This window comes from Micromonospora sp. NPDC005553 (genome assembly GCF_042871765.1).
Classification (GTDB): Bacteria; Actinomycetota; Actinomycetes; order Mycobacteriales; family Micromonosporaceae; genus Micromonospora.
Window position 1 is genome coordinate 521,793 of sequence record NZ_JBIAJD010000001.1, and the last position, 23,922, is coordinate 545,714.

General features: G+C 71.5%; 19 protein-coding genes. 4 read left to right on the forward strand and 15 right to left on the reverse strand.

Going from position 1 to position 23,922, the window contains the following annotated elements; genetic code table 11:
* Positions 1–50 precede the first annotated feature (50 nt).
* From ACFYPG_RS02490 to ACFYPG_RS02500, 3 genes are read right to left on the reverse strand one after another with little or no spacing between them, the layout of a single operon-like run.
* Entirely contained in the window at positions 51–962 is a 912-nt protein-coding gene (locus ACFYPG_RS02490; RefSeq protein ID WP_355006598.1) for a carbohydrate ABC transporter permease, read from the reverse strand.
* On the reverse strand, positions 959–1,948 hold the full coding sequence (locus ACFYPG_RS02495) for an ABC transporter permease (protein ID WP_387349719.1): 990 nt from the start codon (positions 1,946–1,948) through the stop codon (positions 959–961). Before ACFYPG_RS02495 ends, ACFYPG_RS02490 begins: the two co-directional genes overlap by 4 nt.
* Positions 1,949–1,958: 10 nt before the next feature.
* The gene (locus ACFYPG_RS02500) at positions 1,959–4,322 is read right to left on the reverse strand and encodes a glycoside hydrolase family 3 N-terminal domain-containing protein (protein ID WP_387349721.1); all 2,364 of its coding nucleotides are present in this window, start codon (positions 4,320–4,322) and stop codon (positions 1,959–1,961) included.
* 319 nt (positions 4,323–4,641) lie between these two features.
* Here ACFYPG_RS02500 and ACFYPG_RS02505 point away from each other — a divergent pair, with 319 nt between their 5' ends.
* The 3 genes from ACFYPG_RS02505 to ACFYPG_RS02515 all read left to right on the forward strand — a co-directional run bounded on the left by ACFYPG_RS02505 (position 4,642) and on the right by ACFYPG_RS02515 (position 8,131).
* Positions 4,642–5,679 (forward strand): LacI family DNA-binding transcriptional regulator, encoded by a 1,038-nt coding sequence (locus ACFYPG_RS02505; RefSeq protein ID WP_355006595.1) that lies wholly within the window; start codon positions 4,642–4,644, stop codon positions 5,677–5,679.
* 21 nt (positions 5,680–5,700) lie between these two features.
* Positions 5,701–6,699 (forward strand): acetylxylan esterase, encoded by a 999-nt coding sequence (locus tag ACFYPG_RS02510; protein WP_387349723.1) that lies wholly within the window; start codon positions 5,701–5,703, stop codon positions 6,697–6,699.
* 277 nt (positions 6,700–6,976) lie between these two features.
* Complete coding sequence (locus ACFYPG_RS02515) at positions 6,977–8,131, forward strand: cellulose binding domain-containing protein (RefSeq protein WP_355006593.1); 1,155 nt, start codon at positions 6,977–6,979, stop codon at positions 8,129–8,131.
* A gap of 72 nt (positions 8,132–8,203) precedes the next feature.
* Here the strand turns inward: ACFYPG_RS02515 and ACFYPG_RS02520 are convergent, their stop codons facing one another.
* From ACFYPG_RS02520 to ACFYPG_RS02570, 11 genes are all read right to left on the reverse strand, one after another.
* Positions 8,204–8,668 (reverse strand): MaoC family dehydratase, encoded by a 465-nt coding sequence (locus tag ACFYPG_RS02520; protein ID WP_387349726.1) that lies wholly within the window; start codon positions 8,666–8,668, stop codon positions 8,204–8,206.
* 20 nt (positions 8,669–8,688) lie between these two features.
* Entirely contained in the window at positions 8,689–9,837 is a 1,149-nt protein-coding gene (locus tag ACFYPG_RS02525; RefSeq protein WP_355006591.1) for an acyl-CoA dehydrogenase family protein, read from the reverse strand.
* 46 nt (positions 9,838–9,883) lie between these two features.
* On the reverse strand, positions 9,884–12,709 hold the full coding sequence (locus ACFYPG_RS02530; protein WP_387349727.1) for an AAA family ATPase: 2,826 nt from the start codon (positions 12,707–12,709) through the stop codon (positions 9,884–9,886).
* 64 nt (positions 12,710–12,773) lie between these two features.
* The gene (locus tag ACFYPG_RS02535) at positions 12,774–13,385 is read right to left on the reverse strand and encodes a TetR/AcrR family transcriptional regulator (protein WP_357203488.1); all 612 of its coding nucleotides are present in this window, start codon (positions 13,383–13,385) and stop codon (positions 12,774–12,776) included.
* Positions 13,386–13,479: 94 nt separating this feature from the next.
* The gene (locus ACFYPG_RS02540) at positions 13,480–14,247 is read right to left on the reverse strand and encodes an SDR family oxidoreductase (RefSeq protein WP_387349729.1); all 768 of its coding nucleotides are present in this window, start codon (positions 14,245–14,247) and stop codon (positions 13,480–13,482) included.
* A 145-nt stretch (positions 14,248–14,392) separates the two neighbouring features.
* Positions 14,393–15,679, reverse strand: a complete 1,287-nt coding sequence (locus ACFYPG_RS02545) for an ABC transporter substrate-binding protein (RefSeq protein WP_387349731.1) — start codon at positions 15,677–15,679, stop codon at positions 14,393–14,395.
* An 84-nt stretch (positions 15,680–15,763) separates the two neighbouring features.
* Positions 15,764–16,876, reverse strand: a complete 1,113-nt coding sequence (locus tag ACFYPG_RS02550; RefSeq protein ID WP_387349733.1) for a branched-chain amino acid ABC transporter permease — start codon at positions 16,874–16,876, stop codon at positions 15,764–15,766.
* A complete protein-coding gene (locus ACFYPG_RS02555; protein WP_355006585.1) occupies positions 16,873–17,751 on the reverse strand; it encodes a branched-chain amino acid ABC transporter permease in 879 nt (292 codons plus the stop codon). Before ACFYPG_RS02555 ends, ACFYPG_RS02550 begins: the two co-directional genes overlap by 4 nt.
* 30 nt (positions 17,752–17,781) lie before the next feature.
* A complete protein-coding gene (locus ACFYPG_RS02560) occupies positions 17,782–18,504 on the reverse strand; it encodes an ABC transporter ATP-binding protein (protein ID WP_355006584.1) in 723 nt (240 codons plus the stop codon).
* Between the two features lie 58 nt (positions 18,505–18,562).
* Positions 18,563–19,351, reverse strand: a complete 789-nt coding sequence (locus tag ACFYPG_RS02565; RefSeq protein WP_355006583.1) for an ATP-binding cassette domain-containing protein — start codon at positions 19,349–19,351, stop codon at positions 18,563–18,565.
* A 137-nt stretch (positions 19,352–19,488) separates the two neighbouring features.
* Entirely contained in the window at positions 19,489–20,388 is a 900-nt protein-coding gene (locus ACFYPG_RS02570; protein ID WP_387349736.1) for an alpha/beta hydrolase family protein, read from the reverse strand.
* A gap of 184 nt (positions 20,389–20,572) precedes the next feature.
* On the opposite strand from ACFYPG_RS02570, the gene ACFYPG_RS02575 reads away from it, so the two are divergent.
* Entirely contained in the window at positions 20,573–22,834 is a 2,262-nt protein-coding gene (locus ACFYPG_RS02575; RefSeq protein ID WP_387349738.1) for a catalase, read from the forward strand.
* A 69-nt stretch (positions 22,835–22,903) separates the two neighbouring features.
* Here ACFYPG_RS02575 and ACFYPG_RS02580 read toward each other — a convergent pair whose 3' ends face one another.
* Positions 22,904–23,776, reverse strand: a complete 873-nt coding sequence (locus tag ACFYPG_RS02580; RefSeq protein ID WP_387349740.1) for an LLM class F420-dependent oxidoreductase — start codon at positions 23,774–23,776, stop codon at positions 22,904–22,906.
* Between the last annotated feature and the right edge of the window lie 146 nt (positions 23,777–23,922).

A 23,922-nucleotide genomic window follows, 5' to 3' on the forward strand; every position in this document is an offset into this window, starting at 1 on the left:
TCGTCCTTTCGGTGGTGGGGTTTCGGTGGGGAAGCGGTGCGGCGCCGGCGTCATCCCTTGACCGCGCCGAGCATCACGCCGCGGACGAAGTACCGCTGGACGAAGGGGTAGACCGCCAGGATCGGCAGGGTGGTGAGCACGATCGTCACGGCCTGGAGTGTGGCCGCGGCCTGCACGACGTCGGCCTCGGCCGCGCCTGACTGCTGTGCGTCGGTGGCACCCGCGATCAGGTTGCGCAGGTACACGGTGACCGGCAGCAGATCCTGCCGGTCGATGTAGAGGAACGCGGTGAACCACGAGTTCCAGAAGGACACCGCGTAGAAGAGCACCATCGTCGCGATGATCGCCTTCGACAGCGGCAGCACGATCCGCAGCAGGATGCCGTACGTGTTCAGCCCGTCGACGGCCGCGGCCTCCTCCAGCTCGCTCGGCAGACTCTCGAAGAACGCCTTCATGACCAGCAGGTTGAACACGCTGATGGCATTGGGGATCACCACGGCCCAGATGGTGTTCTTCATGCCCAGGCTGGTGACCAGCACGTAGTTGGGAATCAGGCCACCGGAGAAGAACATGGTGAACAGCGCGACACCGACGAGCACTCCGCGTCCCTTGAGCTGCGGCTTCGACAGCACGTACGCGTAACAGGTGGTCAGCACGATCGAGATGAGCGTCGCGACCACCGTGTACACCACAGTGTTGCGGTAGTTCGTCCAGAACATCGAGTCGGACATCACCAGCTTGTACGCGGTCAGGTCGAACCCGCGCGGGAAGAAGGTGACCTTGCCGGCGATGATGTACGCCTCTTCGCTGAGCGAGCGGGCCACGATGTTGAGGAACGGGTACAGCGTCACGACCACGACGCCGAGCAGGACGACGGTGTTGACGACGCGGAAGATCCGGTAACCCCGGCTGTCGTCCGGCCCGCGCGTCTTCGGGGCGTCGATCTTCGTACCGAAGGTCACCACAGGCTCGTCCCCACAGTGCGACGGGAGATGATGTTCGCCGACAGGACGAGGATCAGCCCGATCACCGCCTCGAAGAGGCCGATGGCCGCCGCGTAGCTGAAGTTGCTCGACTGGAAGCCCATCCGGAACAGATAGGTGGAGACCACGTCGGCCGTCGGGTACGTCAACGGGTTGTAGAGCAGCAGGATCTTCTCGAACCCGACGGCCAGGAAGCTGCCGATGTTGAGGATCAGCAAAGTCATCATCGTCGGGCGGATGCCGGGCAACGTGATGTGCCAGGTCTGGCGCAGCCGGCCGGCGCCGTCGATCCGGGCGGCCTCGTACAGGTCCTCGTCGATGGTGGTGAGGGCGGCGAGGTAGAGGATCGTGCCCCAGCCGACCGTCTGCCAGACCTCGGACGAGACGTAGATGGTGCGGAACCACTCCGGTCTCTGCAGGAACGCCACCGGGTCGCCGCCGAACAGGCTGACGAGTTGGTTGGCCGTGCCCTCGATCGAGGTCAACTGCATGACCATCGCCGCCACGATCACGATCGACAAGAAGTGCGGCAGGTAGGACACGGACTGGACGAACCGCTTGAAGCGGCGGGCCCGGACCTCGTTGAGCAGCAACGCCAGCACGATGGGCAGCGGGAAGCAGAACAGCAGGGTCAGCGCCCCGAGCACCAGGGTGTTGGTGAACACCTCCCAGAACGTCGGGTCGCTGAGGAACATCCGGAAGTAGCGCAGCCCGACCCAGTACTCACCGAAGATGCTGCCGCCCGGCTTGAACCGACGGAACGCGATGATGTTGCCGATCATCGGCAGATATCGGAACACCAGGAAGAACAGCAGCGGCAGGATGGCGAGTGAGTAGAGCTGCCAGTCCCGGCGCAGTGCCTGCCGCCAACTGCGACGGCGTCGTGGCGAGCGCGGGGCAGGGCTCTGCGTCCGCTGCGGAGGACTCGGCGGCGCCGGCGGCGGTGGCCGCAGGGTGGATGTCATCCGTGGCCTCCTATGCCGACTGCGCAACGGCCACGAGCGGCTCGACCCGCACCGAGGTGAGCAGTTCCCGCTCGAAACCGACCTGGCGTTCGGTGCCGACCAGTCGCAGCGGCAGGGCCGCCGCCACCTCGCCGCTGGAGGGGCCGAACCGCAGCTCGACGTCGCCGGGCTCGACGATCCGTCTGCCGGTCAGCCCGGTGAACGACGCCACGTCGGCAGGTACGCCGAACGTCACGTGCGCCACCTCGCCGGGTGCCAGCGGCAGCCGGGTGTAACCGATCAGCCGGACCACCGGACGGGTGGTCTGCGCGACCGGGTCGTGCAGGTAGAGCTGCACGACCTCGGTGCCGGCCCGCTCACCGGTGTTGGCGACGGTGATCCGCACCCGTACCTCGCCGTCGACCGGCCAGGCGGTCGGATCTTCACGCGGTTCGACCACAGTGGCGTCGGACCACTCGAAGGTGGTGTAGCTCAGCCCGTGGCCGAACGGGTACGCCGGGGTCGGGTCGATCGAGGAGACCTTGTTGCGCCGGCCGAGCGGTGGCGCGAGGTAGGTGCTCGGCAGCCCGCCGGCGTCGCGGGGCACGCTGACCGGCAACCGTCCGGAGGGGTTGACCGCGCCGGTGAGCACCTCGGCGAGTGCCTGCCCACCGAGCTGGCCGAGGAAGAACGCCTGCACCACGGCCGCCGCGTCGTCGAACTCCGGGCCGAGCGCGTACGGGCGGCCGGTCATCAGGACCAGGACGACAGGGGTGCCGGTGGCGAGAACGGCGCGGACGAGGTCGCTCTGCACGCCAGGTAGTCGCAGGTCGACAGCGTCGCAGCCCTCACCGGAGGTGCCCCGGCCGAACATTCCCGCCCGGTCGCCGACGGCCAGCACGCACACGTCGGCGGCGGCGGCAGCGGCGACCGCTGCCGGGATGCCCGAGGTGTCGTCACCGGTGACGGTGCACCCCGGCTCGTGGGTGAGCATCGGGACGCGCCGGGCCAACTCGTCGCGCAGTGTGGGGATGGCCAGGCCGAGCCCGAAGTCGCTGTGGTTGACGCCCACGTGGTTGGGGAACGAATAGCAGCCGAGCATGCCCATCGGGTCGTCGGCGACCGGGCCGACCAGGGCGACCCGGCTTGCCACGGCCAGCGGGAGGACGCCGGTGTTGCGCACCAGGACGACTGACTCCCGGGCCAGGCGAAGGGCAATCTCCTGGCTGGCCTCGTCGTCGAAGCGCAGGGATGCCACGTCGTCGGGCAGCTCCTGCCAGCCCTCGTCGAGCAGACCGAGCTCGATCTTCTGGATCAGCACCCGCCGCAGCGCGCAGTCGATCAGCGCCTCGTCGACCTCGCCGCGGCGAGCCGCCTCGACCAACGGTTCGCCGAAGGCGTCCACGGTGGGCAACTCGACGTCGATCCCGGCCCGCAGGGCGAGCCGGGCCGCGTCCGCGGCATCCCCGGCGACTCCGTGCAGGGTCTGCAGGAACCGTACGGCGAAGTAGTCGGCCACCACTGTGCCGGTGAAGCCCCACTCGTCCCGCAACAACCCGGTCAGCAGCCCACGGTCAGCCGCGACGGGCAGGCCGTCGATCTCGGCGTAGGAGTTCATCACCGAGCGGGCGCCGCCGAGGCGCAGCGCCATCTCGAACGGCGGCAGGATGACGTCGGCCAGCTCGCGGCGGCCCATCGGCACCGGCGCGAGGTTGCGTCCGCCTCGGGAGGCGGAGTAGCCGGCGAAGTGTTTCAGCGTGGCCACCACACCGGCCCGCTCCAGGCCCCGCACGTAGGCGGCACCTGTCGTCCCGACCAGGTAGGGGTCCTCGCCGATCGTCTCCTCGGTACGACCCCAGCGGTAGTCCCGGGTGACGTCCAGCACCGGGGCGAGGCCCTGGTGCACACCGGCGGCCCGCATCGACCGTCCGATCCGGTCGGCCATCGCCTCGACCAGTTCGGGGTCGAAGGACGCGCCCCAGCTCAGCGGAGTCGGATAGACGGTGGCCCGCCACGCCGCGAACCCGGTGAGGCACTCCTCGTGCACCTGCGCCGGGATGCCGAACCGACTGGCGGCCACGATCTGCGCCTGCGAGGCCGCCAGTGACCGGGCGCCGAGCACCGGGTCGACCGGGGCGGTGCCGAACGGACGGGTCAGCTGGCCTAACCCGTACCGGATGACAGTGCTCCACGGCGGCAACTCGCTGATCATGTCCGACTGGTGCGGTGCGACGCCCTCGCCGCTGGCGTCGGCGCCGACCCAGACCCCGACGAGCTGGGCGATCTTCTCTTCGAGGGACATCTTCGGCAGGAGCGCGTCGGCCCGCTCGGTCGGCGACAGCCGCTGATCACGCCACGGCGCGGCGCCGCCGTCGGAGAGCGACTGACTTCTCATGCCCTGACCCCTTAGCTCCGGCCACATCCCCGTGCCCTGGTGGAACCAGTTCCGTGGCGGACGTTTCTCACGATCCGAAACTTTCCGGAAACCTGCGTAACCTTTTCGGCAACCTAAGTGTCCCATCGATGCCTGTCAAGTGTCCCAATCGGACTACCAGGGGATGTTTCCTGCACACGGTGAGCCCGCGATCGGCGTTCCGTTGCCAACGAGCCGCGCGATGTCCGGCCAATGCGCAGTCCGAGTGCGGCAACTACTGGCGTGAATGTCCCATCATGTTAAGGTCGCCCGAAACTTTCGGATGTTGTATGAGGCCGCGATGACAGAGCACCGCCCGCTCGACCCACCCGCCTCCACCACCATCGCAACCATCGCCAACGATGTCGGCGTCTCGGTCGCGACCGTGTCCAAGGTCCTCAACGGCCGCGGTGATGTCGCCCCCGGCACCAGAGCCCGGGTGGAGGCGAGCCTCGACCGCCACCAGTACCAGCGCCGCGCCCGGCGACAGGCGACCAGCGGCGGCCGGGTGGACCTCGTGTTCCACGAGTTCGACACGGGTTGGGCCATGGAGATCCTGCGGGGCGTCGAGGCGGTGACCTCAGCGGCCGGCATCGGGCTGTCGATCGCCCAGCTCGACGGCGCGCACCGCCCGCCGGCACGATGGTTGGAGGCGTTACTCGCCGACCGCCCCCTGGGCGTGGTGTTCGTCCTCTCCCACCTGGCCGAGGCCCAACAGCAGCACCTGCGCCGGCAGGGCATTCCGTTCGTCGTCGTCGACACCGACAGCGCCACCTCGGCCTCAGTGCCGACCGTCGGGTCGAACAACTGGAACGGCGGCCTGCTCGCCGCCCGGCACCTGCTGGAGCTGGGGCACCGACGGATCGCCATCATCTCCGGGCCACCCGACGTGCTGTGCAGTCGAGCCCGCGCGGCCGGCTTCCAGTCGGCCCACGACGAAGCCGGAATCGTGGTCGATCGCGAGCTGATCCGCTACGGCAGTTTCTCCGCCGGAGCGGGGCACGCCCACGGGCTGCAACTGCTCCAGCGGCCGGACCGACCCACGGCGATCTTCGCCGGGTCGGACATCCAGGCCATGGGGGTGCTCCGGGCCGCCCGTCAGTGCGGCCTGCGAGTGCCCGAGGACCTCTCGGTGATCGGGTACGACAACCTGCCGGTCTCCGCCTGGACCGACCCGGCGCTCACCACGATCAACCAGCCGTTGCGCGACATGGCCGGCATCGCCACCCAGATGTTGCTCGACCTGACCAGGGGGAACGAGCCGGCGACCAGCCGGATCGACCTGGTGACCGAGTTGGTCCTCCGGGAGAGCACCGCGCCCCCCGCCCATCCGCACTGACCCCGGCCCCTGCGAGGACCCGTGCCCCACACCGCCTCCACCTTCGACGACCTCCAGCGGTACGCACCCGAGGTCGCCGAACCCGACGACTTCGACGAGTTCTGGCGGGACACGCTCACCGGGGCGGCAGCCGTACCGGTGCTCGTCGACGTCCGCCCCGAACCCACCGACCTGCGGCTGCTCGACTCCTGGGACGTCACGTTCGCCGGCTTCGGTGGTGACCCGGTCCGCGCCTGGTACACCCGCCCGGCCGGGGTCAGCGAACCGCTGCCGGCCGTGGTCGAGTACGCCGGCTACGGGCGCGGGCGCGGTCTGCCCCACGAACGCCCGACCTGGGCGGTGGCCGGGTACGCGCACCTGCTGATGGACAACCGGGGACAGGCGGGGCAGCACGGCGCCGGGGACACCCCCGACCCGCACGGCGCGCCCGGCGGGCCCTGGCCGGCCACCTGGGGGATCCTCGATCCGCGCACCTACCACTACCGCCGCCTGATAACCGACGCGGTGCGGGCGGTCGAGGCGGTCCGCGCGCTGCCGGGGGTCGAGGGTGACCGGGTCACCGTGGTCGGCAACAGCCAGGGTGGCGGCATCGCCCTGGCGGTGGCGGGTCTCGTCGAGGATCTCAGCGCGGTGCTGACCACCGCCCCGTTCCTGTGCGACATGCGCCGGGCCGTCGCGCTCACCGACCTCGCGCCGTACGGCGAGATCGCCCGGTACCTGGCGGTGAACCGGGAGGCCCAGGAGGCGGTGTGGCGCACGCTGTCCTATGTCGACGGGGTGAACTTCGCGCGTCGGGCGACTGCGCCGGCGCACTTCGGCATCGGCGGACGCGACACCGTCTGCCCGCCGCGAACCGCCTTCGCCGCCTACAACCACTACGGCGCCGCGAACGGGAGGCCGGTCCCGCCCGAGCGGGAGATGCACGTCTACCCGTTCAACGGCCATGAGGGCGGCGAGGCCGTGCACGTGCGGCGTCAGCTGCGCTGGCTGGGCTCGGTCCTCCATCCAGCGCGGGCCTGAACGCCCGAGGCATCGTCGGGTGCTGATGCGTTGCCGGTGTTAGCGATAACACGCTATGGTGCGTCAGGCGAGGTGCAGGGCACACCTCCGCCACGGCTTCCCGGTCCGTCCCGCCAGATCCTCGACGGCCGGTGCCCGACGTACACCGCCACGACCACCAGTGCAGACGTCCGGGTTGTTGGTCGTGCCGCGCACCCCACCTCCGCGTACCGCGTCATGACGGCAGCCGTCTCCCCGGTGGCCGCTGATGTCGCGCACCCCCACCAGAGGAAGTCCCATGCGCAGTCCAACGCTCGTGCAACCCGTCCCTCTCGCACCGACCGGCAACGCACCGACGTCGAGGCCCCGGCGGGCTCGTCGATGGTGGACGGCCCTGGCCGCCGTCGCCGCCATTGTCGCCGCCGTGCCGATCGCGACCACTCCCGCCAGCGCGGAGTCCAACGGCGGCGTCCGCGTGATGCCGCTCGGCGACTCGATCACCGACGGATTCAACGTCCCCGGTGGTTACCGGATCGAGTTGTGGCAGCGGTTCACGTCCGGTGGTTACCGGATCGACTTCGTCGGCTCCCAGTTCAACGGGCCAGCCAGCCTCGGCGACCACGACCACCAGGGCCACTCCGGCTGGACCATCGCCCAGATCGACGCCAACGTGGTGAACTGGTTGCGGGCCACGAATCCGCGGACCGTGCTGCTGCACATCGGCACCAACGACATGTACGGCGACACGTCAGGGGCCCCGTCCCGGCTGGCCACTCTCGTCGACCGGATCACCAACACCGCCCCGAACGCCGACGTGTTCGTCGCGACGATCATCCCGAAGTCCGGCGCGGACAACCAGGTCCGGGGCTACAACGCCGCGATCCCCGGGATCGTGCAGAGCCGGGCCGCCGCCGGCAAACGCGTACACCTGGTCGACATGTACCGCGCCCTGACGCTCAGCGACCTGGCCGACGGGGTGCACCCGAACGCCACCGGCTACCGCAAGATGGCCGCCGCCTGGTACGACGCCCTCCGTGCGGTGCCCGGCAGCATCGGGGGCGACACCCCTCCGACCACTCCCCCTCCGACCACTCCCCCGCCCACCACGCCCCCGCCGACCACGCCCCCGCCGTCCGGTGACTGCCGCGTCTCGTACACGATCAACGCCTGGAACAGCGGTCTCACCGCGTCGGTCTCGGTGACCAACACCAGCAGCACGCCGGTGAACGGTTGGAGCCTGGCGTTCACGCTGCCCGGTGGGCAGAGCATCACCAGTGGGTGGAACGCCACCTACTCCCCGTCCAGCGGAGCGGTGACCGCCCGAAACGTGTCCTACAACGCGACGATCGCGCCGAACACCTCGGTCGACATCGGCTTCCAGGCAACCCACACGGGTGGCACCGGTCGGCCGGCCGCATTCACCCTCAACGGCACCGCCTGCACGCTCGCCTGACACCAACCGTCGCGGTGCCGGGTCACACCGGCTCGGCACCGCGCCGACGACCGTCGACGCGGGGTCGAGCGGTCACTGCTGCGCAGGGCCGTAGAGCCGGCTCACGGTCTCGGCCACGCAGACGGGCTTGCCGCCGCTGTCGCTCTCCACGGTGACCGTCACGACCAGCTGCACACCGCCGCTGACCGGCGACACGTCGGCGATGGTGGCGGTGGCCCGTACGGCGGCGCCGACCCGCAGCGGCGCGGGGAAGCGCACCCGGTTCAACCCGTAGTTGACGCCCATCGCCACCCCCTCGACCCGGTAGAGCCCGCCCGCCAACGCCGGCAACAGCGACAGGGTGAGGTACCCGTGGGCGATCGTCCCGCCGAACGGCCCCGCCGCGGCTCGGACCGGGTCGAGATGGATCCACTGGTGGTCGCCGGTGGCGTCGGCGAAGAGGTCGACGCGGCTCTGCTCGACGCGCTGCCACGGACCGGGCCCGAGGCTCTCGCCGGTCGCGGCGGCCAGCTCCTCGAACGAGGTGAACACTCTCATGCCGGATCTCCCTACAGGTACTAGAAGGCGTTGACGCCGGTGAGCGCGCGTCCGATGAGGAGTTGCTGAATCTGACTGGTGCCCTCGTAGAGCGTGGCGACCCGGGCGTCGCGCAGATACTTGCCGACCGGATACTCGTCGATGTAGCCGTACCCACCGAAGACCTGGACCGCGTTGTTGGCCGCGCGGACGGCGGCCTCACTGGCGAAGAGCTTGGCCATCGACGCCTCGGTGGCGAACGGCTGGTCACTGTCGATCAGGTCGGCCACCTGCCACACCAGCAGCCGGGCGGCGGCGGTGTCCACAGCGATGGCGGCGAGCAGTTGTTGGACGAGCTGGTGCCCCGCGATCGGCTTGCCGAACTGGGTGCGCTGCCCGGCGTAACCGACCGCCGCGTCGAGGCAGCCCTGCGCGATGCCGACGCACCCGGCGGCCACCGACATCCGGCCCTTGGCGAGGGTGGCCAGGGCCAGCCGGAATCCGGCGCCTTCGGCGCCGAGACGGGCCGTGTCGGGCACACGCACCTCGTCGAAGCCCAGCTCGCCGGTGGCCTGACCGCGCAGACCGAGCTTGCCGTGGATTTCCCGCCGGGTCAGCCCCGGGCTGTCGGTGGGCACCAGGAACGCGGTGATTCCTCGGTGCCCGGGGCCGCCGGTGCGGGCGAAGACCAGCGCGACGTCGGCGGTGGTGCCGTTGGTGATGAACATCTTCGTGCCGGTGAGCAACCAGTCGGTGCCGTCGCGGACCGCACGGGTGCGCAGTGCGGCCGCGTCCGAGCCGCTGTCCGGCTCGGTCAGCGCGAAGCAGCCGAGTGCGGTGCCGGCGCAGAGCCCTGGTAACCACTCGGCCCGCTGCTCCGCGCTCCCGTGCGCGGCGATCGACTTCGCGACCAGGCCGAGGGAGACCGAGACGATGCCACGCACCGCCGAGTCTCCCCGGCCCAGTTCCTCCAGGACCAGGCAGTACGCGAGGTGGTCGCCGCCGGAACCGCCGTCGGCCTCGGCGATGGTCAGCCCCAGGAAGCCCAGGTCACCGAGCATGCCGACGATGGCGGGGTCGACCGATTCGCGGCGGTCCCAGGCGGCTGCGTGCGGTAGCAGCTCGCGGTCGGCGAACTCGGCGGCCAACTGGCGGACCGCCGCCTGCTCGGCGGAGAGGGTGAGGTCCATGACGCACAAACTAGCGGTGATAGTTAAACGCGTCCAGACCGGGCGTTCACCGGTCGGAGCTCAGACCGGCGTGCCGTTCGGCCGTGAACGCGCGGGCCAGCTCGGTCCGCGAACGGATACCCAGCCGGTGGAACACGTTGCGCAGGTGGTGGTCGACCGTACGGGTGGAGAGGAACATCCGGGCGGCGATCTCCCGGTTGGTGGCGCCCTCGGCGACCAACTCGGCGATCCGCAGTTGCTGGCCGGTCAACAACCGCGCCGCGGGCAGGTCCGGCGGACCGATCGACTCCCCGGCCGCCCGCAGCTCCGTGGTGGCCTGCTCGGCCCAGCACTCCACCCCGAGCAGGCTGAACATCTCGCGGGCCTGGTGCAGGTGCGTCCGCGCGTCGCGAGGGCGTCGACTGCGGCGCAACTCCTGACCGAAGAGCAGTTCGGTGCGGGCCCGCTCGAACGTGCCGGCCTCGGTGGGGTGCAGGCGCAGCGCCGCCTCGAAGTCCCGTTCCGCGTCGGTGCCGCCCCGAGGGGCGAGCAGTGCGTGGCACCGCGCGGACAGGGCCCGGCGCAACGGGCTCGCGGTGCTGCTGGCCCACCTGTCGAACGCGGCGAGCGCGGCCGTCGCCGCCGGCCGGTGCGCCAGGTACGCCGCCGCCTCCACCAGGTACGGAGTGGCCATCACCTGCACGAGGATCTGACCTCGGCGCGTGCCGAGCCGGGACAGCGACGCCAACCGGTCCGCCGCCTCGGCATGCCGGCCGTCCACCAGGTCGAGCACCGCCAGGGCCCACGCGGCGAGCGCGTGCGGGCGGCTGCCCGGCGTCGGCGACTCGCCGATCTCACGGATCCGCCGCAGGCTGGTCTCCCGATCGGCCCGGATCGCGGCGAGGACGGCCAGCATGCCCAGGTGGACGTTGGCGCAGTTGACCTGCCCGGTCGCCCGGGCGACGCGCAGCCCGTCGCGGGAGGTCTCCGCCGCCGCCTCGTGTCGGCCCAACCAGTACTCGGCGACCGCCCGCAGCTCCAACGCCCGCGACAGCATGGACAGCTCACCCCGTTCCCGGGCCAGCTCGACCGCGCGTTCGGCGAGCCGGTGGGCCGCGCCGTCCACGGCCACCAGCAGTCCGGCCGCCGCGGCGCAGCTGAGCGCGGTGGGGGTCAACGCCGAACCGGTCAGCCGGTCACCCAGCACCACGGCGCGGCGCAGCGCGGGCCCGGCCCGCTCGTGGTCGCCCCGCAGGGTCGCCGCCACCCCGGCGATCAGACAGCCCATGACCTCCAGAGCCGGCGGGTCGCCCGGGCGCCGTAACGCCAGCGCCCGCCGTCCGACCTCGGCGTAGCGGTACTGGTCGCCGGTGAAGCAGACCGTCTCGCCGGCGCGTACCAGCCCGGTCAACGCCAGGGCACGGTCGGTGCCGGCCACCGCCGCGGTGGCGGCCAGCAGTGTGGCCGACGCACTCGAGGCGGTGCCGCAGCGCAGTTCCAGCTCGCCGCGGAGCAGATCGGCGCGGCCCCGAACGACCGGGTCGACGCCCACCGCGCGGAGGCGGTCGAGCAGCAGCCGGGCCTCGTCGGGTTGTCCCCCGGCCCAGGCGTACCGGGCTGCGGCCAACAGACGGGTGGCGGTCAGCCTCGGCTGGTCGCTCAGTTCGGCGGCCCACCGCAGGGCCACCGAGGCGGCGGCCCAGCCGTCGGATCCGCCGACCGCCGCCTGTTCCAACTCGGCGGCGAGGGCCGGATCGGCACCCGCGGTCGCGGCGGCGAGGTGCATCGCCCGGCGGAGCCGTTGCCCGTCCGCGACCAGCACCTCGGCGAGCAGTCGGTGCGCCGCGCGGCGCTCCGCGAGCGGCGCACTGGCCGCGATCATCGTGCGCACCAGCGGCTGCGGGAAGGTGACGCCGCGTTGCTCGACGCGGACCAGGCCGGCGACCTCCGCCGGGGCGAGCGCCTCGACCTCGGCGCCCGCGGCCGCCGCGGCCCGGATCAGGGTGCCCGGCTCGCCGTCCTCATCGAGCGCGGCGAGCAACAGCACCCGCCGGGTCTCCGGGGGCAGCCGGTCCAGTCGGGCACGGTACGCGCGACCCAGCGCTCCGTCCGCCGGTGGCGCGGCGGGCAGCGACTCCTCGCCCCGCCACTGCCCGGCGGTGAGCACCTCGGCGAGGTCCACCAGTGCCTGCGGGTTGCCGCCTCCGACCGTGGCCAACGCGGTCAGTGCCGACGCGGCCGGCCGGTCGGGAAGCCGGTCGACGCTCTCGCGCCCGGCCAGCCGATCGAGTCGATCGGTGAGGACGGCGCGGCTCTCGTGCTCGGTCAGCGCGCGAAGTCGGTGTGCCGGTATCCCGTCGAGGTTGGCGGTGACGTCGGCGGTGAGCAGGACGGCGAGCGGCAGGTGCCGCAGTCGGCGGGCCACGAACGCCAGCGCCTGCGCGGTCTGCGGGTCACCTCGGTCGATGTCGTCCATCGTGGCGAGCAACGGCCGGTCCCGGGCGGCGGCGGTGAGCAGCCCGAGCACCGCCATCGACAGGGTCAACTGCCGGTCGGCCGGGCAGCTCTCCCCGGCCAGCGCGCGCCGCAGCAGATGGCGCTGCTCGTAAGGGAGCGCGGCGGCCCGGTCGAGCACCGGGTCGACCAGACGTTGCAGGCCGGCGTACGGCAGGGCGGCCTCCTCGGCGAGCCCGCTGCCGGCGAGCACTGTGCAGCCACCCTCGGCGTGTCGATGGGCGTAGCCGAGAAGCGCGGTCCGGCCCGATCCGGGCTCTCCGCGCAACAGCAGGGCACCGCCGGCGTTGGTCATGCCGTCGAGCAGGCTCCGGACAGCCCGGCACTCGTCGTCCCGGCCACGCAGCACGGTTAGTTGCACTCTTGATGCAGTAACCATGCCTGCCAGTGTTACCCATCGGAAACCGAATGGAAAGAGGGGGCGATATCGGGCCGGGCCGGAATCAGTCGGGCGCGACCTCGGCCAGCAGAGCGCCCACGGTCCGGGCCATCACCGCGCGGGCCTGGTCCACGCCGAGACCGAGCCCGTAGCGCAGCATCGACCAGGCCTGCCAGGTGCTCGCCACGACCAGGGCGTTGAGCAACTGCTCCCGTCCCGCCCCGGCTTCGGCCAACTCGACGGCGAAGAGTTCCTCGACCTCGTCGCGGACCCGTTCGATGTGCTTGAGACGGTTGCGGTGCAGCTGTTCGGAGACCGGCTCACGCATCTGGGCGGCCCGCGCCGACGGCGCGATGAGCTGGAGCAGCCGAGCCCGCTGTCGGCAGTACGCGTCGACCCGCTTCGCCAACGGCAGCCCGGGTGAGATCGGCCGGTGGGCGGCGTCCTGCTGGCGGAGCACCTCCGCGCCGCTGGCCTCGAAGAGCGTCTCCATGTCCTTGAAGTTGGTCCAGAGGGTGCGCAGCGAGATGCCGGCCCGCTCGGAGATGCGCTCCCCGGTCGGGCGGAGGTCGCCCTCGGAGATGAGCGCGAGATGCGCCTCGACGATGGCGGCGCGGGTGCGCTCGGCGCGGGCGGTACGCCCGTCGACCCGACCCGCCACATCGACTGCGTCCATCCGCCCTCGCCCCCTCACCGCCACGGCGTCCCCCGACGCACCGCCGAGTCTAGACAGCCGTTGATCAGCGGCTCCGGACGCTCCACCGACGCCGTCATCCGGCCCGGCCGGTCAGCGAGACGCCGCCGTCGCAGACGATGGTCTGCCCGGTGATCCAACTGGCGTCGTCGGAGGCCAGGAAGGCGACCGCGCCGGCCACGTCAGACGGCAGACCGAGGCGCCCGAGCGGGTACCGCGCGGCGACCTCGGCCTCCCGTCCGTCGTAGAGGGCGGCGGCGAAGCGGGTCTTCACCACGCCGGGAGCGACCGCGTTGACCCTGACCGTCGGGCCCAGCTCCACGGCAAGGCTGGCGGTGAGGTGGTTGAGCGCGGCCTTGCTGACCCCGTAGCAGGCGATGCCGGGTGACGGACCGAGCCCGGCGATCGACGAGACGTTGACGACGCAGCCGCCGTGCTCGCTCATGCCGGCGGCGCAGACCTCCTGCACCCAGCCGAGCGCGGCGACCACGTTCACGTCGAGGATCTTGCGGGCCGCGGTCAGGTCCAGCTCAACCAGCGGGCCGTGCACCGGGTTGATGCCGGTGTTGTTGACCAGCAGATCCACCGGCCCGAACGCCGCGGTCACCGCACGCACCGCATCGGCCCGATGCTCCGGATCGTCGGCCCGGCCCGGCACCGCGAGGGCGTGTGCCGAACCGCCAAGGGTGGCGACCGCCTCGGCCAGCCCTTCGGGGCGGCGGGCGGTCAGGCCCACCCGGGCGCCTTCGGCGACGAGGCGTTGGGCGATGGCCAGACCGATCCCGCGACTGGCGCCGGTGACGATGGCGACCCGGCCCGCGAGCCGGCCCGAATATGCATTCACGGTGCAGATAGTAGGAGCATCGATCGGTATCGGTCAACGCCTTCGACGGTCGGCCGGCAGGCCGCGCCGGCAGCACGCGCGCAGCCGTCCGACCGGGCGTGGTCAGGCGGGACCACGCCCGGTCGGGCGTCGGGGCTGCGGGGCCTCAGGAGACGGTCGGCACCCCGTTCGCCGGGGGCGCAGCCGGAGTGACGGTGTACTCGTTGACCGCCCCGTCCGCCTCGTCCGTCTCGTACGCCGGCCCGAAGTAGCTCTGCACTCCCCCGGTCACCCGGCTCAACCGCTGGCCGCCGTACCCGGAGTGGTCAGTGGCGGAGAAGCGCAGCGGCACCAGCCCGGGGCCCTGGAAGCCGCCCTTCTGCACGGCGTCGAGGACCTTCTCCCGGGTGAGGTCCTTGCCGGCGGCGAGCAGCGTCTGCACGAAGAGATAGCCGACCGACATCCCGTAGACGGTGTTGCCGTCGAACGGCGCGTCCCCGTTGTGCTCCTTGTTGATCTTCGTGAAGAGCTGGACCCACGGGTTGGCGGTGTCGTTCTGCATCGGCAGGTAGTTGGTGCCGACCATGCCCTCCAGCAGTGGCGCCGCGGCGCCGAGCTGCTTGGCCAGGGTCGGGTGGTCGGCGCCGACGTTGGAGACCAGCCACTGCGGCTTGAAGCCCAGCCGCGCCGCCGTGCCGACGGAGAGCGCGGTGAAGCCGGGCACCGTGGCGAGCACGACGACCTGGCAGCCGGCCGCCTTGAACGCGCCGATCTGCGGCGCCACGTTGGTGTTGCTGGTGACGTACGTCTGCTTTGCCACCACGGCACCGGCGCCGAGCACCTTCTCCACGCCGGCCAGGCTGTCCCGGCCGAAGTCGTCGTCCTGCCCGAGGAAGCAGACCTTCTGGCCGGCCAGGTTCGCCTTCGCGTAGTTGGCCAGGATCTTGCCCTCGACCGTGTAGTCCGGGTTGAACCCGAACGTGCCCGGATACTTGTCCGGTTGGTCCCAGCTGCGGCTGCCGGAGGCGACGAAGAGGTCGGGCACCCGGTTGCTCTTGAGGAAGTCGAGCACACCGGTGTGCGTCGGCGTGCCCAGACCGTTGAGGATGGCGAAGACCTTGTCCTGGAGGACGAGCTGGCGGACCACCTGCTGGGTGTTCGCCGGGTTGTAGCCGTCGTCCATGATCTTGTACGTGATCTTGCGGCCGTGCACGCCACCGTTGGCGTTGACGTAGTCGAAGTACGCCTTCGTCGCCGGGGCGATCTTCGAGTAGCCGGCCGAGGCCGGCCCGGTCAGCGGCATGTGGGTGCCGACGACGATCTCGGTGCCGGTGACGCCTGGCACCGACGCCCCGCCGGAGCCGGGGCCGTCGTCGCCGCTACAGCCGGCAGCGGTGATGAGCAGGGCAAGGGTGCTGGCGATCGCGAGGCCGCGATGCGCTTTACGGTGCATGGGAGACACCGACCTTTCTCGGTCCGGTTTTCTGAGGAACGGTGTGGTGGTGGGGCGCCCGGCCGAGGCCGGACCGAGGACAGCTCAGGAACGCCGGGTCGGCCGCCTGGCCAGCAACGCCCGGCCGAGACGCGACAGCAGACCCTGCACACCGCCGGGGGCGGCGATCATGACGACGATCAGGGTGAGTCCGAAGATCGCCAGGGGGAGATTGCCCTCCATCCGCTGCGCCACCGCGGGCGAGAGCGTGAGCATCCCGGTCAGCGAGTGGGTGAGATCGGGCAGGGCGACCAGCAGGACCGCCCCCCAGAGCGCGCCGGTCAGTCGACCCAGGCCACCGATCACCACGGCCATCAGCAGGAACAGCGACAGGGTCAGCGAGAACGCGCCGGGTGAGACGCTCTGCGCGAGCACCGCCAGCAGCGCGCCGCCGAGCCCGGCGGTGGCGGCGCTGACCACGAAGGCGAGAACCTGGGTGCGGGCCACGTGGATGCCGGCGAGGCGGGCCGCCACCTCGTCGTCGCGGACCGCCCGGAAGGTCCGCCCGTACCGGCTGCGGATCAGGTTCGCCAGCAGCAGCAACGCGAGCAGGGTGGCCGCGCCGGTGACCCAGAGCTGCCACCGCTCGTACGGGAAGTACGGGCCGAGCGACAGCGGCGGCGGCTCGACCGGCACCGACAGCCCCTGCTCGCCGTTGAACACGCCGTCGAAGGTGACCGCCAGCGCCGGCACCACCACGGCCACCGCGAGGGTGAGCCCGGCCAGATAGGGGCCGCGCAGCCGGGCCGCTGCCACACCGACCACCGCGCCGACCGCGACCGTGCTGACGATCGCCGCGGCCAGCGACAGCGGCAACAGCCAGCCGCCGGTCATTCCCCGGTCGGCGAACGCGGTCTGGCACAGCGCCACCGTGTACGCCCCGGTGGCCATCAGCGCGCCGTGCCCGAGCGACAGTTGACCGTTGAGCCCGGTGAGGACTGTCAGCCCGGCGGTCGCGCACAGGTAGGCGGCCACTGTGGCGAGCTGGAAGTTGCGGAACGGCTCGACGGAGTAGCTGACCGCCACCAGTAGCAACCCGGCGGCCAGCACCACCGCGAGGTGGCGCAGCAGGGTGGAGCCCCGTCGCCGGTCGACAGGCCGACCGGCCGGGTCGTCGAGCTGCTCTTTCGGCGGCACAGCCGCCTTCGTGGCGCTCACACCCGCCTCGCCACGACCGGGGCGAACAGCCCACCGGGCCGGACCAGCAGCACCGCCAGCAGCAGGACCAGCACCGCGAGCGGGGTGAGGTCACTGCCGGCGTAGCCGCTCACGTAGGAGAGCAGCAACCCCACCACCAGCCCACCGACCACCGCCCCCGGTGGACTGTCCAGCCCGCCGACCACCGCCGCGGTGAACGCCGAGACGAACACCAGGTCCATCGCGTGCGGGTGCAGGCCCAGCTCGGTCGGCAGGACCAGCATGGCGGCCAGCGCGCCCACCCCGGAGGCGAGCGCCCAACCGAGGGTCAGCATCCCACCGACGTTTACCCCGAGCAGCCGGGAGACCTCCGGAGCGAAGGCCGCCGCGCGCATCCGCAACCCCACCGGGGTACGCGCGAACATCCAGGCCAGACCACTGACGACCACGCCGATCGTGGCGAAGACGAACAGGTCGTACGGGGACAGCACGGCGACGCCGCCCACGGTGAGGGCGGACCGGCTGAACGGGGCCTCGGCGGGGCGGAACTCACTGCCGTACACCATTCCCAGCACGGCCTGGATCAGCAGCACCAGCCCGAGCGCGACGATCACCGGGTTGAGCGGTGAGGCGTGATCGACGTGCCGCATCACCACCCGGTCCACCAGCGCGCCGAGCAGCAGGCCGGCGACGATCGCGACCACGAAGCCCAGCCAGTAGGAACCGGTAGCGGTGCTGACGGTGTAGGCGACGTAAGCGGCGGCGACGGCCATCGCCCCCTGGGCGAAGTTGACGACCCGCGCCGCCCGCCAGATGAGCACCAGGGCCAGCGCGAACGCGGCGTACACCGCGCCGCGGGACAGGCCGTCGACGGTGAGGAAGACGAAGCGGTCCAACAGTCCTCCCTCCGGGGGACGAGATGGTGGTCAGAAACCGAGGTAGGCGTGGCGCAGGTCGACGTCGTCGCGGAGCCGCGCCGCCGGGGCGGCGATCACCACCCGACCGAGGGACATCACGACGCCCTGGTCGGCGACGGCGAGCGCGCTGCGCACGTTCTGCTCGACCAGCAGGACGGTCAGGCCGGTACGGTCGCGTAGTTGGCGGAGCAGGGCCATGGTCCGGGCGACGACCCGGGGCGCCAGGCCGAGCGACGGCTCGTCCAGCAGCAGCAGGCGGGGTCGGCCGACCAGGGCCCGACCGAGCGCCAGCATCTGCCGCTCGCCGCCGGAGAGCTGGTGACCGAGGTGCCGGCGACGTCGGGCGAGCGGCTCGAAGAGCTGGTAGACCTCGTCGAGGGCCCGCCCGGCGTCGGCCCGGTCGCGCCGCCACAGCCCGCCCAGCCGCAGGTTCTCGTCGACGGTCAGCTCGCTGATCACGCCTCGACCCTCCGGGACGTGCGCCATGCCGCGTCGGACGAGCTGCTCCACCGGCGTGCCGCGAAGGTCCTCGCCGGCCAGCAGGACCTGGCCGGCGGCCGGGCGGATCATGCCGGAGAGCGCCCGCAGGAGAGTGGTCTTGCCGGCGCCGTTGGCGCCGACGACAGCGGCGATGGTGCCGGCCGGGACGGTGAGGTCGATGGCCCGCAACACGGGCGCGGCGCCGTAACCGGCGACCAGCCCTCGCACGACGAGCAGATCGGTGCCGCTCACACGGCACCTCCTTTCGTTCGCGATTGCGGGGCTCGAAAACCCGGCTCACTCCTCGCGCTCACGGTGAGACCTCTTCCTCGACGGTGGCACCGAGGTACGCGTCGGTGACCGCGGGGTCGTCGCGGATCTCGTCCGGGGTGCCGGCGGCGATGACCCGGCCGAAGTCGAGCACCACGAGTTCGTCGCAGACGGCCATCACCAGGTCCATGTGGTGCTCGACCAGGAGCACGGCGCAGGGGTCGGTGTCCCGCCGGGGCAGTTGGCGGACCAGCTCCCCCAGCTCGGCGATGTCGTCCGCCCCGAGGCCACCGGCCGGCTCGTCGAGCAGGAGCAGCCGGGGGCGGGCGGCGAGCGCGCGGGCCAGGGCGACCCGCTGGCGTACGGCGAAGGGCAGGGTGGTCGGTGCGGCCCCGGCATGCTCGGCGATGCCCAGCTCGTCGAGGATGGCCAGGGCGTCCGCGCGCAGCCGGCGTTCGTCGCGGTCGCTGGCCGGCAGCCCGAGCAGTGCCGGGACGAAGCCGGCACGGGCGGTGTGCGAAGCGCCGGTCATCACGTTCTCCAGCACGCTCAGCCCGGCGAAGAGCCCGGTGCCCTGGAGGGTCCGGGCGATGCCGAGCCGGGTCAGCCGGTGCGGCCGTGGTCGCAGCGGCCGGCCGTCGAGGGTGAGTGAGCCCGTCTCCGGTGCGACGAAGCCGCAGATCACGTTGAACAGCGTCGTCTTGCCGGCGCCGTTGGGCCCGATGACGCCCACCACCCGGTTGGGTGGCACCCGCAGGGACACGTCGTCGAGGGCGGTGAGGCCGCCGAAACGGACGCCGATGTGGTGCAGTTCAAGGCCGCGCTCCATCACCCATCCCTCTGTCGTGGCGGGTGTTTATTTACACTCGCAGTGTACGTTTCTCGGGTTAGGCGTCAAGACCTTCAATGCCCCCTTCACGCACGTGGACGGGGCGGCCGCCAGCGGCGACCGCCCCGTGACCGCCGTCAGGCGCTGGGACAGGTGTTGCGGTACTCCTGGATCGCCGAGCCGCTCGGGCCGGGGCAGAGGAACTGCTCGTAGCGGGTGTCGTCGTCGACGAACCTCTTCAACCAGGCCACCATCTGCCGCGCGGTCGGCGTGTTCGTGGTCTGTGGGAAGAAGTGGCTCGCCCCGTTCAGCTCCAGGTACGCCTTCTCGGAGGAGGACGGGATGCTGTTGTAGAACGGCACCGAGTGCGTCGCGACCGGCGCGACGCTGTCGCTCTCGCCGCCGATGATCAGCGTGGGCACCCGCAGCTCGGACCAGCTCTTGTCCGTGTTCCACGGCGCCAGCGGCACCGCCGCCTGCAACGACGGCCGCGACGAGGCCGCCTCCAGGCTGCCCCCGCCACCCATCGAGTGACCGGCCACCGCGAGTCGACTGCTGTCGATCCGGGTGCGCACCGAGCTGCGCTGGGTCAGGTAGTCCAGCGCGGCGAGCAGCTGACGGCCCCGACTGTCCGGCTGGTCCAGCCGGGTGTTCGTCTCGATGCCGATCACGACGAAGCCGTGCGAGGCGATACGCGGTCCGAGCCAGCTGATGCTGGACCAGGCCGCTGTGTAGCCGGGCGAGATGGCGATGGCGCCGAAGGTGCCCTCGCTGGTGCTTGTCGGGTAGTAGATGACGCCGCCGCCGAAGCCGGTGACGCTCAGCGAGGACACGCTCTGCGACGCCGTGGCGAACGGTCCGCGACTGGCCTCCAGGATCGAGGTGGTCGGGGCGGGGCCGCGCTCGTACGGGCCGGCGGCCTGGGCGGCGCTGGACGACCCGGCCAGGGCGCCGCCGGCGGCCAGGACGGCGGCCAACGCGAGCCGGGTGGCACGGGCTGTGACGGAACGGGGACGGGTGGTGGTTGGTGAGGACACGTCGGGCACTCCCTAGAGTCGAGGGATATCGACGTGTGTCAGTTTTGGCTGCTCCGCCGATCCCGGCATCGGCGAAATCACCAGTCCGGACGTGAAATGCCGAGATCAGTCGTGTTTCGACCCTCTGACCAGGGGTAGCAGGGCAGGCGCCGGCCCGCCCACGTGCCATGGAGAGGTTCATTCAGTGGATTCCAGCAAGCCCGCCGAGGCGGTCAAGAACGCCGTGAAGACCGCCTCAGGAAAGATCGCCGACGCCCTCAGCCCGGATGTCCCCGGTGCGCCGGGGAGCGCGCCACCGACCGTCGAGGAGCCGACGACGCCGCACGACCCGCTGCCGCCGAAGCCGGAACAGGGGGCACCGCAGACGCGCACGCCGACCGGCGCGGAGACCGGCGCGCCGACGACCGCGAACGGTCAGCAGGGGGCCTACCTCACGACCGCGAACGGGGCGCGGCTGCGCGACACCGACCACTCGCTCAAGGCCGGCCCCCGCGGCCCGGTGCTCCTCCAGGACCACCACCTACGCGAGAAGATCACGCACTTCGACCACGAGCGCATTCCGGAGCGTGTGGTGCACGCCCGCGGCGCCGGCGCGCACGGGGTGTTCACCGCGTACGGCGCCGCCGAGGCGGTCACCCGTGCCGGCTTCCTCAAGAAGGGCCGGGAGACCGACGTCTTCGTCAGGTTCTCCACTGTGCTCGGTTCCCGGGGTTCGGCGGACACGGTCCGCGACACCCGTGGCTTCGCCACGAAGTTCTACACCGACGAGGGCACCTTCGACCTGGTCGGCAACAACATGCCGGTCTTCTTCATCCAGGACGCGATCAAGTTCCCGGACATCATCCACGCCGGCAAGCCGCACCCCGACCGGGAGATCCCGCAGGCGCAGAGCGCCCACGACACCTTCTGGGACTTCGTGTCGCTGCACACCGAGGCGCAGCACCACACCATGTGGAACATGTCCGACCGGGGCATTCCGCGTTCGTACCGGACGATGGAGGGCTTCGGCGTGCACACCTTCCGCCTCGTCAACGAGGCCGGAGAGACGGTGCTGGCCAAGTTCCACTGGAAGCCGAAGCTGGGCGTGCACTCGCTGACCTGGGAGGAGGCCCAGCTGCTCGGCGGCATCGACCCGGACTTCCACCGACGCGACCTCTACGACGCCATCGAGGCCGGCGCGTATCCCGAGTGGGAGCTGGGCATCCAGGTCTTCCCGGACACTCCCGAGGAGACCTTCGCCGACATCGACCTGCTCGACCCGACGAAGATCGTGCCGGAGGAACTGGCCGAGGTGCAGCCCATTGGGCGGCTGGTGCTCAACCGGACGCCGACGAACTTCTTCGCCGAGACCGAACAGGTCGCCTTCCACCTCGGTCACCTGCCTCCGGGCATCGACGTCACCAACGACCCGCTGTTGCAGGGCCGGCTCTTCTCGTACCTCGACACGCAGCTCACCCGGCTGGGCGGGCCGAACTTCACGCAGATCCCGATCAACCGCCCGCACGCCGCCGTGAACGACATGCTGCGCGACGGCTTCCACCAGCACGCCGTGCACGCCGGCGTCGCACCGTACCGGCCGAACTCGCTCGACGGCGGCAACCCGTTCCCCGCCGGGGACGCCGAGCACGCCTTCGTCGACGTGCCGGTCACCGTCGCGCAGGCACCGAAGGTACGCGCGAATCCGGCCTCGTTCGACGACCACTACAGCCAGGTCCGCCTGTTCTGGCTGAGCATGTCGCCGGTCGAGAAGGAACACATCATCCGGGCGTACACCTTCGAGCTGGGCAAGTGCTACCACCAGGCGATCAAGGAGCGCCAGCTCCAGAGCCTCGCCAACATCGACGCGGTGCTGTGCGAGCAGGTCGCCACCGGCCTGGGCCTACCCGCACCCCAGCCGACCGTCGCCCTCCCCGACGTCACGCCCAGCCCGGCGCTGTCGCAGGTCGGCCGGGAGTGGCCGAGCGACGGCCGCACGGTCGGGATCGTCGTCGACCCCGCCGGCGACCTGGACAGCGTCGACGAGGTCCGCCGGGCGGTGTTCAGCGCCGGCATGGTGCCGCTGCTGATCGCCCCGCACGGCGGCATGGTGGGCGACCTGCCGGTGCAGCGCACCTTCGCCACCGGCCGGTCGGTCGAGTTCGACGCGGTCCTGCTGGCCGGAGCGCCGACACCCGCACCGGATGCCCTGCCCGCCCGCGACGCCAAGGCGGGCAGGCCCGCCCCGGCCACCGTGGACCCCCGCGTGCTGCTGCTCGTGGAGGAGTGCTGGCGGCACGCCAAGGCGATCGGCGCCTGGGGTGCCGGCGTCACAGTGCTGGAGCAGGCCGGCGTCGCCGGCACCCCGGGCGTCGTGGCGGCAGGCTCGGGCGCCGAGGCGCTGACCGCGGTGCAGCAGTTGATGGCCGCGCACCGGGTCTGGGAGCGGTTCCCCGCAGCGGTCGCCTGACCCCACCACCGACGAGGGCCGTCCTCCGCAGCACCGGGAGGACGGCCCTCGTCGCTCGGCGAGGCGGAATCAGCCGATGTCGGCCAACCGGGGCAGCACCTCGTCGCCGAGCCGCCGGGCGAACTCGACCGGGTCCCGATCCGGCGTCACCTGCACCTCGCTCACCCCGAGCGCCGCGTACGCGGACACCTCGGCGAGGAACGCGTCGGTGTCGTCCAGCGGCGCCTGGGAGGCGACCACCGTCTTCTCGATGCTGTCGTAGTCGCGGCCCTCGGCGGCGCAGTGCCCGCGCAGCACGTCCAGCTTGCGCGCGATGTCGTCGATGCCGCCGCGGCCGAACAGGTTGCAGGCGTCGGCGTACCGGGCCACCAGCAGCAGGGTCTTCTTCTCGCCGCCACCACCGATCATGATGGGCGGGCGCGGGCGGCTCAACGGCTGCGGCGAGTTGATGGTCTCGGCGAGCTGGTAGTGCTGCCCGTTGAACGGGCCGTCGTCGGCACTCCACATCTGAAGGCAGATGCGCAGCGTCTCCTCCAACCGCTCGAACCGCTCGGCCACCGGGACGACCGGCACGCCCAGCCCGAGCTGCTCCCGCTCGTACCAGGAGGCGCCGATGCCGAGGCGGGCCCGGCCGCCGGAGAGCACGTCGAGGGTCGTCACGGTCTTGGCGAGCAACCCCGGATAGCGGTACATCACCCCGGTTACCAGCACGCCCAGCGTCATCCGTTGCGTCATGGCCGCGACGTATCCCAGCGTGGTGTACGCCTCCAGCATCGGCTCCTCGGCCGCGAACACCGCGTCCATCTGGAAGAAGTGGTCCATCACCGTGAACGACGCGACCCCGGCCTGCTCCGCGACTGTCGCCGCCTGCGCCAGGGTCGGCGCGATCGCCGCCGGGTCGGCCGGGATCGAGTAGTTCCAGTAGTGCAGTCCGAGCTTCATGTTCGGCACCTCCGCAACGAGCCTAGTGCCGTCCGACGTCCGCCGGGGGCGGCTCGGAACCGCCCTCGAATCGGGTCCTGCGCCGTCCATTACCGGATCATGACAATTCGTGGATCACGTGCGGATATCCGGCTGGCAGCTTTCGG

Excerpts from the sequence above, each read along its gene's own strand:
- ACFYPG_RS02495 (WP_387349719.1), bottom strand. The coding sequence starts at position 1,948 with ATGACATCCACCCTGCGGCCACCGCCGCCGGCGCCGCCGAGTCCTCCG.
- ACFYPG_RS02500 (WP_387349721.1), bottom strand. The coding sequence starts at position 4,322 with ATGAGAAGTCAGTCGCTCTCCGACGGCGGCGCCGCGCCGTGGCGTGAT.
- ACFYPG_RS02505 (WP_355006595.1), top strand. The coding sequence starts at position 4,642 with ATGACAGAGCACCGCCCGCTCGACCCACCCGCCTCCACCACCATCGCA.
- ACFYPG_RS02515 (WP_355006593.1), top strand. The coding sequence starts at position 6,977 with ATGCGCAGTCCAACGCTCGTGCAACCCGTCCCTCTCGCACCGACCGGC.
- ACFYPG_RS02520 (WP_387349726.1), bottom strand. The coding sequence starts at position 8,668 with ATGAGAGTGTTCACCTCGTTCGAGGAGCTGGCCGCCGCGACCGGCGAG.
- ACFYPG_RS02525 (WP_355006591.1), bottom strand. The coding sequence starts at position 9,837 with ATGGACCTCACCCTCTCCGCCGAGCAGGCGGCGGTCCGCCAGTTGGCC.
- ACFYPG_RS02530 (WP_387349727.1), bottom strand. The coding sequence starts at position 12,709 with ATGGTTACTGCATCAAGAGTGCAACTAACCGTGCTGCGTGGCCGGGAC.
- ACFYPG_RS02535 (WP_357203488.1), bottom strand. The coding sequence starts at position 13,385 with ATGGACGCAGTCGATGTGGCGGGTCGGGTCGACGGGCGTACCGCCCGC.
- ACFYPG_RS02545 (WP_387349731.1), bottom strand. The coding sequence starts at position 15,679 with ATGCACCGTAAAGCGCATCGCGGCCTCGCGATCGCCAGCACCCTTGCC.
- ACFYPG_RS02565 (WP_355006583.1), bottom strand. The coding sequence starts at position 19,351 with ATGGAGCGCGGCCTTGAACTGCACCACATCGGCGTCCGTTTCGGCGGC.
- ACFYPG_RS02580 (WP_387349740.1), bottom strand. The coding sequence starts at position 23,776 with ATGAAGCTCGGACTGCACTACTGGAACTACTCGATCCCGGCCGACCCG.